Origin of the sequence: Nocardia sp. NPDC049526, from assembly GCF_044465765.1 — a bacterium.
GTDB lineage: Bacteria > Actinomycetota > Actinomycetes > Mycobacteriales > Mycobacteriaceae > Nocardia.
In genome coordinates, this window is sequence record NZ_JBITMA010000028.1 from 60870 (window position 1) to 68610 (window position 7741).

Genomic DNA, 7741 nt, shown 5'->3' on the forward strand with positions numbered 1-7741 from the left:
TCGGTGCCGCCCTCTAGGGTGGAGCGCATGGGTGAGCCGCAGCCGATCCTCGAACCGCTCACACCTGCCGCCATCTTCCTCGTCGCCACAATCGACGAGGGTGGCGAAGCGGCGGTGCGCGACCTGCTCGCCGATCTCCCCGGGTTACGTCGTTCGGTCGGTTTCCGGCTGCCCGGCGCCGGGCTCACCTGCGTCGCATCGATCGGGTCCGAGGCGTGGGATCGCCTCTTCGCGGGCCCACGACCGGCCGAACTGCATGTGCTGCCCGAATTCGCCGGCGAGCACCACAGCGCGCCGACCACGCCGGGAGACCTGCTCTTCCACATCAAATCCGAATTCCAGGACGCCTGCTTCGAATTGGCGATGACGATCGGTGACCGGCTCGACGGCGCGGTCACCATCGTCGATCAGACCGTCGGATTCCGGTATTTCGAGCAGCGCGATCTGCTCGGCTTCGTGGACGGCACGGAGAATCCGGAAGGCTCCGCTGCCTTCAGCGCGGCCTTCGTCGGCGATGCGGATCCGGACTTCGCGGGCGGCAGTTATGTCATCGTGCAGAAGTATCTGCACCCCATGGCGCAGTGGCGGGCGCTGTCGACCGAGGAGCAGGAGCGGGTGATCGGACGCACCAAACTCGACGATTTCGAGCTCTCGGATGCGGACAAGCCCGCGAATTCGCATGTCGCGGTGAACACTGTCACCGATGACGACGGCACCGAGCGAAAGATCCTGCGCGCCAATATGCCCTTCGGCAGCGTCAAGGACGGCGAATTCGGCACCTATTACGTCGCCTACGCGGCCACGCCGAGCATCACCGAAACCATGCTCACCCGGATGTTCATCGGAACCGAGGAGGCGGCCTATGACCGGATCCTGGACTTCTCCATCGCGGTGACCGGCACGCTGTTCTTCGCACCGCCCCTCGACTTCTTCGACGACCTCCCCGACGCACCCGAGGTCGCCACGGCAGCGCTCGAGGAATCTTTATCGCCGAATCGTGTTGGCAGTAACGGTTCTCTGGGTATCGGCACGTTGAAAAGGAGCATGCAATCATGAACAACCTCCATCGCGAACTCGCGCCGATCACCGCCGAGGCATGGACAGCCATCGAGCAAGAGGCGACGCGCACCTTCAAGCGTCATATCGCCGGTCGCCGGGTGGTCGATCTGTCCGGGCCGCACGGCACCGACTACTCCGCGGTCGGCCTCGGCCGCACCACCGTCATCACCGCACCGGATGACGGTGTGCAGGCCCGGCAGCGGGTGGTCGCGCCACTGGTCGAGTTGCGGGTGCCGTTCACGTTGTCGCGCGAGGAGCTCGACGATGTCGAACGCGGCGCGCAGGACACCGATCTGGATGCGGTCAAGGAAGCCGCGCGCAAGATCGCGTTCGCCGAGGACCGGGCCATTTTCGAGGGCTATCAGGCCGCGAATATCACCGGCATTCGGGCGAGTTCGTCCAATTCCGCGATCACGCTGCCCAGCGATCCGCGGCTGGTTCCGGAGTCGGTGGCCCAAGCGTTGAGCGCGCTGCGGTTGGCGGGCGTCGACGGTCCGTATTCGGTGCTGTTGAGCGCGGACCTGTACACGGCGGTCAGCGAGACCTCCGATCACGGTCACCCGATCCGCACCCATATCGAACGCCTCATCCCGGAGGGCGAGATCATCTGGGCCCCGGCCATCGACGGTGCGTTCGTGCTGACCACGCGCGGCGGCGATTTCGATCTACAACTCGGCCAGGACCTGTCCATCGGCTACCAGACCCACGATGCGCAATCGGTGCAGCTCTACTTCCAGCAGAGTTTGCAGTTCCTCGTCTACACCGGCGAGGCGGCCGTGGCACTGGCGTCCTGATATCGCCCGCATCGGGAAGCCACCGGTCAACTGACCGGCTAGGTTGGGGTGCGGTATGCAGGAGGTCGAGATGACGATGGTGCGCGCGGGTGTGGTTCCGACCGGGCGGGCAATGCTGTACGGGATGCTCGGGATCGCGGTCACCGTGCTGGTCTGCGGTGCGATCGTGACCGGATTCGGAGTCAACCGGATCTTCACCGGTCTGCTGGCCGGTGCGGTCGCCGGAATCGCGCTGCTGGTCGCGCTGTTCGGGCGCGATGTCGTCGTGCTCACCGAAGGGGCGATCTACCAGCGCACGCCGTGGCGGGAAGCCAGTATCGACTGGGAGCGGGTGGTGGCCGGACGGTTCGCACTCGACGAGCGGGCCCGCTGGTCGCTGGCGCTGGATCTGATCGGCGGCGACGAACGGCACGGCGAACTCGTGCTGCTGTCCATCCCGCCGGTGCAGCGGCCGGTCGCCGGGGCGTACGACATGCGCAAACGCGAGCAGGTCAACGAGATTCGGGCCATGTTGCGGCGCAAGCGCGTGCCGGTCACGGTGCTGCCGGAGATCGCCGGTGCGCTGCAACAACATTGGCAGATCGCGCCGCCCACCCGCTGATAGCCGGGGCCCGCAGTGACCGAGACAGGGCGCACCCAGGTCGTATACCTTGGCAGATGTGTCGATGATGAAGGGCGCCAACGTTGCGGTGCCGATGTCTTCAGTCCGCGTCGAGCTGGGGTGGCAGTCAGGTCCAGGGGTTCCGGATGCGGATGCGTCCGCGCTGTTACTCGTCTCCGGGAAGGTGCGGTCGGATAACGACTTCGTCTTCTACAACCAGCCGAATCATCCGTCCGGCGCGGTGCGGCACGAAGGGAAGCGGCCGGGACCGACGGTCATCGACACGTTGTCGGTGAATCTGGGGCAGGTCGAAGCGCAGATCGACACGATCGTGATCGCGGCGTCCGCGGATGGTGGCACGTTCGGGCAGTTCCAAGGGCTTTATGTGCGGGTGTTCGACGCGGTGACCGGCGCGGAGGCGGCGCGGTTCGACAGTACGGGGGCCAGTACCGAGACGGCGTTCGTGCTCGGGGAGTTGTATCGACGGCAAGGGGCGTGGAAGTTCCGGGCGGTTGGTCAGGGGTATGCGACCGGGTTGGCCGGGCTGGCTACCGATTTCGGGATTTCGGTTGATGATCCGGGGGCTGGGCAGACGCCTGCGGCTCAACCGCATGCGCAACCGGCTTACCCGCCGCCTGCGCAGCCGCATACGCCGCAGCAGCAGTACACGCCGCCCGCGGCGCAACAGTTCGCAGCACCTCCCACATCGCAGCACATGCCGCCTCCCGCGTCGCAGCAGTTCGAGGCGCCGCCCACGCCGCAGCACATGCCGCCTTCCGCGTCGCAGCAGTTCGAGGCGCCGCCCACGCCGCAGCCGTATGCGCCGCCCCCTGCGCCGCAGCAGTTCGGGGTACCTGCGCAGTATCCGCCCGCGGCACCGCCCGGATATCCGCCGAATCCAGCACAGCCGTATCCGGCGAGCCCGATGTCGCAGAACCCTTATCCAAACCAAACGCCGCAGCCGTATGCGCCGCCGAATCAACCGCCGCAACCTTATGCGCCACCGACCGCGTCCAATCAATTCGCCCCGCCTGCTGCCGCTTCCGGCGCGCCGGTCGATCTCAGGAAGGTTTCGCTGACGAAAGACGCGCCGACGGTCTCGCTGACCAAACACGGTGCGACCTCGGGCACCATGCGGGTCAACCTGAACTGGGTGACCGCGCAGACCGGCGGCGGTGGTCTGTTCGGCCGCAAGCGCGCCAACGCCCTCGACCTCGACCTCTGCTGCTTCTTCGAACTGGCCGACGGCCGGATCGGATCCGTTCGCGCCCTGGACCGTTCGTTCGGCGCGCTGGATCGCCCGCCCTTCATCCGGCTCGACCAGGACGACCGGACCGGCAGCAGCACGACCGGTGAGAATCTCGATATCAATCTCGACTACACCGCGCAGTTCCGCCGGATTCTGGTCTTCGCCTCGATCTACGAGGGTGCGCACAACTTCCAGGGCGTGCAGTCCACCGCCACGCTGTATCCGCTGAACTCGCCGCCGATCGAAATGATCATCAGCGGCTGCCAGGACAACTCGCGCGATGTGATCCTTGCGCATATCGAGAATGTCAACGGCGAGTTCATTGTTCGTCGCGACGGCACCTTCATCCGGCCGCCCTCGGGGCATCCGGGCGGCGGTGTGCGCGAAATCGCGCGCATGTACAACTGGGGCTTCGAGTTCAAAGCCACCAGAGGCAAAAACTAGATGATCAGGTCAGACGCGCCGCTGCACCAACTTCGTCGAAGGGGCTCGATCCGTTCGCATCGATCTCGGCCATTTCGCTGCCGGTGCCGCGTCCACCCAGTACCCCGAACCCGTCCGCGACTTCGCTGTCAAGTCGAAGATGCGGCGCCCGGGATTACCCATCCAAGATTCCCTGACGCGGCACTTGGTCCGGCGCGATATGACAGCAAGTGGAACGACTCGATGCATGGAGCCTCTTATAAACTGATGGGGCGGGTAGGTTGTTATCGGTGGTATGTCGTCGACACCCAGGAGTGGGAGTGACATCATATCGAGTGATTCGCCGCATACTCGGCCTCATGGCCGGGGTGATTGCCGCGTACACGCCGCTGTCCGCAGGTGCCGCCGCCGCGCCGCAACCAGGCGCCGGCCCCGCGCCGGTGGAATCGCTCGACCTGAGTCGGTACCTGGGAACCTGGTATCAGCTTGCCGCTGTACCGCAGTTCTTCAATCTCGAATGCGCTCGTGATAGCCGCGCTGACTACACCCTGGACCCACAAGGGAATATCGCCGTGTACAACTCGTGCACGACCTGGTCAGGCGGTCGGAACGAGATCCGTGGTACCGCAAAGGTCAACGATCCGGTGACTCGTGCGCAGTTGCATGTCAGCTTTCCGACCGTACCCGGTCAGGATCGGGTCGACGGGCCGACGAACTACATCGTCACTGCACTCGGCCCCGACTATTCCTGGGCGTTGGTCACTGATCCGAGTAGACTGTCGGGCTTCGTCCTGGCCCGCAGCTCGGCGCTCGATACGCCGACCTGGGATCAGGTGCGTGAAGCTATCACAACGGCGGGCCAGACTCCGTGCATGTACCTGACCTCGCCGGTAACCGGTGGACAGGACGATCTGGCCCCACTTTGCCTGCGATGAGTAACTCCTGGGACTGTACTGTGAACGGCTCTGTACCACTTTCGGTCGTGCCGCGCGTTCCGGCACGGCACGGGTACCGCCCGACTCGGCGCTCGCGCAGGCGCGAGACGACTGCGCGGTAGCGGTCGGGGCAACCGGCGGCAGGGCGCGCACCACAGCCCTTGGAATCAATCATCTAGAGTCGTCCAAAACGATTGCGGGGGGTAACTATGTCGATGATCAAGGGCGCCAATGTTGCGGTGCCGACGTCCGCTGTTCGGGTCGAACTCGGCTGGCAGGCCGGTCCGGGTGTGCCCGATGCCGATGCGTCGGCGCTGCTGCTCGCCGGTGGCAAGGTGCGCTCGGACAACGACTTCGTCTTCTACAACCAGCCGGGTCATCCGTCCGGCGCGGTACGTTACGAGGGCAAGCAGCAGGGACCGACGGTGCTGGATGTGTTGTCGGTCAGCCTGCCTCAGGTCGAAGCCGAGATCGAGACCGTCGTGATCGCGGCATCCGCGGACGGCGGAACCTTCGGGCAATTCCAGGGTTTGCATGTGCGGCTGGTGGATTCAGCGAACGGTGCCGAACTCGCGCGCTTCGACAGCGTGGGCGCAACCACCGAAACCGCCTTCGTACTCGGGGAACTGTATCGGCGACAGGGCAATTGGAAGTTCCGCGCAGTAGGGCAGGGGTACGCCTCCGGATTGGCCGGACTGGCAACCGATTACGGAATCTCCGTCGACGAAGATCCGGCGCCACAGCAGCCGATGTCGCAAGAGCCCGTCCCACCGCAGCAGTTCGCACCACCGCAACAGCCTGCGCCACCGCAACAGTTCGCACCGCCACAACAGCCCGCGCCACCGCAACAGCCCGCACCGCCACAACAGCCCGCGCCACCGCAACAGCCCGCACCGCCACAACAGCCCGCGCCACCGCAACAGCCCGCAGCGCCGCAACAGCCCACAGCGCCACAGCAATTCGCCCAGCCACAACAGCCGCAACAGTTCGCAGCGCCACAGCAGCCGACGCCGCTACAACAGTTCACGCCGCCGGCGGCACCACCCTCCACCCAGCAACCGCCGCCGATCAACATGAGCAAGATCTCGCTCACCAAGGACGCCCCGGCCGTCTCGCTCACCAAGACCGGTGCGACCCGAGGCATCATGCGGGTGAACTTGAACTGGTCCTCGCCTTCCGGCAAGGGCATCTTCGGTAAGCGGAAGACCGGGGATGCGCTCGACCTGGATCTCTGCTGCCTGTGGGAGCTTCAGAACGGGTCCAAGGGGACCATTCATGCGATAGGTAATTTCGGGTCGCTGGAGAATTCGCCCTACATCCTGCTCGATAAAGACGACCGCACCGGGGGCAGCGCGAGCGGTGAGAACCTCGACATCAATCTCGACCACACCGCCGACTTCCGCAGGATCCTGGTGTTCGCCTCGCTGTATGAGGGTGCGCCGGACTTCCGTGGCGTGCGGGCCACCGCGACGTTGTATCCGGTCGGGGCTCCGCCGATCGAAATGAGCGTCGACGGTTGTACGAATGATTCGCGGCGCATGGTGCTGGCGCTCATCGAGAACATCAATGGTGAGCTGGTGGTGCGGCGTGAGGGTGTGTTCCTGCCGCGCCCGACCGATCCGTCGATCTTCCTCAACCAAGGCGTCGATCTGGCGTACGGCTGGGGAATGGAGTGGGTGGCCGTCGACGGAAAGTCCTGACGCGCGGGCGGTTCAGGCCAAACGCTGGAGGAGCTCGGTGGCATCGGCGTGCAGGCCGTCCAGATCACCGCGCTTGCCGAGCATGCGCATGATCGCGTCGGGGATGGCGCGTTCGGCGTGGGCGGGTGCGCTGCCCTCGTCCGAGCGGATGTTGATCACCGTCTCCACGAGCCGGAACGGCAGGGCCTCGGCCCCCGGCACGCCCGCCTCGGCAGCCACCGCTGCCGCCAAAGTTTCGTAGTGACTGCGCAATTCGTCGCGGCGCAGTCGAAAGGCGGCGAAGCGTTCGGTGCGCAATTCCGGAAGTAGGTACAGCGCACCGAGATTCCAGTGCGACGCGCACAGCTGGCGCACGTCGAACAGGGCCAGCGCGTACAACCGGGTGTGCGCCGGCTCCGGCAAATCGTGTAGGCGTTCGGCGAGATCCAAGGGACCTGCGATGGTTTCGGCGAGCAGTGCGTCGAGGATGTCATCCTTGGACGCGAAGTGGTGGTAGAGCGAGGCCTGCCGGATGCCGACCGCATCCGCGACCGCACGCGTCGAGGTATTGGCATAGCCATTGGTGGTGAACAGTTCTCCGGCGGCGTCGAGGATCTCGGCGCGTGGCGTCCGACCGCGCCGGGGGCGCTGGTCGAGACGGGGACGGCCGGGACCGAGATTTGCCACGACGCCATTCTGACACCGACCCCGACCCGGCCGACCGCCGCCATAGCGATCGGACCGGTCTGATGTTTCCAGCACGATTGCCCAGGTGTGAGGTTTCTTTCACTCGATAGAAATCCAGGCAACGCAAAAGTTACCGGCGTTACCGGAAGCGATACACGAGGGACACCGAAAGCGCGATCGCGAACGCAAAACTGTCATGCGATAGGTATTGGCCGCTCGCGAAGGACTCTCAATGACCGTGTCAAGCCGTAGCAGTGGCGGGAGTCGGTGTGTCGAGGCTGAATTCGCGCCCGTCTCGCAGCAGTGCCCACAGC

The 7741-nt window shown here is 65.3% G+C and carries 7 protein-coding genes; 6 read left to right on the plus strand and 1 reads right to left on the minus strand.

Features of this window, described 5'->3' with window-relative positions; genetic code table 11:
• Positions 1 to 27: 27 nt before the first annotated feature.
• The 6 genes from ACIBW7_RS42225 (at position 28) to ACIBW7_RS42250 (ending at position 6761) form a co-directional block, all read left to right on the plus strand.
• Positions 28 to 1056: a Dyp-type peroxidase gene (locus tag ACIBW7_RS42225; protein WP_397056624.1), complete on the plus strand. Its 1029-nt coding sequence runs from the start codon at positions 28 to 30 to the stop codon at positions 1054 to 1056.
• Complete coding sequence (locus ACIBW7_RS42230; protein ID WP_397056626.1) at positions 1053 to 1853, plus strand: family 1 encapsulin nanocompartment shell protein; 801 nt, start codon at positions 1053 to 1055, stop codon at positions 1851 to 1853. Before ACIBW7_RS42225 ends, ACIBW7_RS42230 begins: the two co-directional genes overlap by 4 nt.
• Before the next feature lie 70 nt (positions 1854 to 1923).
• On the plus strand, positions 1924 to 2454 hold the full coding sequence (locus tag ACIBW7_RS42235; protein ID WP_397056628.1) for a hypothetical protein: 531 nt from the start codon (positions 1924 to 1926) through the stop codon (positions 2452 to 2454).
• Between the two features lie 64 nt (positions 2455 to 2518).
• The gene (locus tag ACIBW7_RS42240; protein ID WP_397056638.1) at positions 2519 to 4147 is read left to right on the plus strand and encodes a TerD family protein; all 1629 of its coding nucleotides are present in this window, start codon (positions 2519 to 2521) and stop codon (positions 4145 to 4147) included.
• A 338-nt stretch (positions 4148 to 4485) separates the two neighbouring features.
• Positions 4486 to 5061 (plus strand): lipocalin family protein, encoded by a 576-nt coding sequence (locus ACIBW7_RS42245; RefSeq protein ID WP_397056640.1) that lies wholly within the window; start codon positions 4486 to 4488, stop codon positions 5059 to 5061.
• A 209-nt stretch (positions 5062 to 5270) separates the two neighbouring features.
• Complete coding sequence (locus ACIBW7_RS42250) at positions 5271 to 6761, plus strand: TerD family protein (RefSeq protein ID WP_397056630.1); 1491 nt, start codon at positions 5271 to 5273, stop codon at positions 6759 to 6761.
• 12 nt (positions 6762 to 6773) lie between these two features.
• Here the strand turns inward: ACIBW7_RS42250 and ACIBW7_RS42255 are convergent, their stop codons facing one another.
• Positions 6774 to 7427 carry a TetR/AcrR family transcriptional regulator gene (locus ACIBW7_RS42255; protein WP_397056632.1) on the minus strand — a complete coding sequence of 218 codons (654 nt, stop codon included), beginning with the start codon at positions 7425 to 7427 and terminating at the stop codon, positions 6774 to 6776.
• Between the last annotated feature and the right edge of the window lie 314 nt (positions 7428 to 7741).

Excerpts from the sequence above, each read along its gene's own strand:
- ACIBW7_RS42225 (WP_397056624.1), top strand. The coding sequence starts at position 28 with ATGGGTGAGCCGCAGCCGATCCTCGAACCGCTCACACCTGCCGCCATC.
- ACIBW7_RS42230 (WP_397056626.1), top strand. The coding sequence starts at position 1,053 with ATGAACAACCTCCATCGCGAACTCGCGCCGATCACCGCCGAGGCATGG.
- ACIBW7_RS42235 (WP_397056628.1), top strand. The coding sequence starts at position 1,924 with ATGACGATGGTGCGCGCGGGTGTGGTTCCGACCGGGCGGGCAATGCTG.
- ACIBW7_RS42240 (WP_397056638.1), top strand. The coding sequence starts at position 2,519 with ATGATGAAGGGCGCCAACGTTGCGGTGCCGATGTCTTCAGTCCGCGTC.
- ACIBW7_RS42245 (WP_397056640.1), top strand. The coding sequence starts at position 4,486 with ATGGCCGGGGTGATTGCCGCGTACACGCCGCTGTCCGCAGGTGCCGCC.
- ACIBW7_RS42250 (WP_397056630.1), top strand. The coding sequence starts at position 5,271 with ATGTCGATGATCAAGGGCGCCAATGTTGCGGTGCCGACGTCCGCTGTT.